The organism is Streptococcus sp. GMD4S, assembly GCF_000296955.1.
The window spans coordinates 1-637 of sequence record NZ_AJRE01000560.1; the positions used below are offsets into that span (position 1 = coordinate 1).

The 637-nt window shown below is 45.2% G+C and carries 1 protein-coding gene; it reads right to left on the bottom strand.

Annotated elements, in window-relative coordinates; translation table 11 throughout:
- Positions 1 to 124: 124 nt before the first annotated feature.
- The coding region (locus GMD4S_RS12540) for a homoserine kinase (protein ID WP_000442055.1) at positions 125 to 637 on the bottom strand (513 nt) is incomplete at its 5' end.

Here is a 637-nt window from a genome sequence, read left to right on the forward strand (position 1 = left end):
TTTTGAGCAACCTGCGGCTAGCTTCCTAGTTTGCTCTTTGATTTTCATTGAGTATAAACTTCTTTTCAAAAAAAGGATAGGAAGCCCTTTAATCAAGACTTTCCCCATCCTATCTTCTATTTCTTTACTTTGTTTCGACACGGACACCTTGCGTATCAACTTTCAAGTCATGCAGTTTGCCTTTGAAAGGTTGCTTTTGCAATTCTGCCTTAATAGCCGGCATCTTGTCATGAGAGGCCAAGACCATCACTGTTGGTCCGGCACCAGAAAGGTAGGTCGCATAGGCACCATTCTCTTTGGCTACTTGCTTAATCGTCGCAAATTCACGGACCAGACTTTGACGATAGCGCTCATGGAAGAGGTCCCCCTCGATTGCTTGACCAGCTGTCACCATATCTCCTGCTAACAAGGCTGCAACGGCCACATTGGCGATCGAACTAGCTGAAACAGCTTCCTTGTAGGACAATTTCTTAGGAAGGACACCACGGCTGTCTCGGGTACGCAATTCATAGTTGGGAATATAAGCTAGAAAATCACACTCTGGGAAGTCAGCCACAATCGCTGAAACATTTCCTTCAACAGAACTTGCAATAACGAGATTGCCGTAAATTGCTGGAGCTACATTGTCAGGATGTCC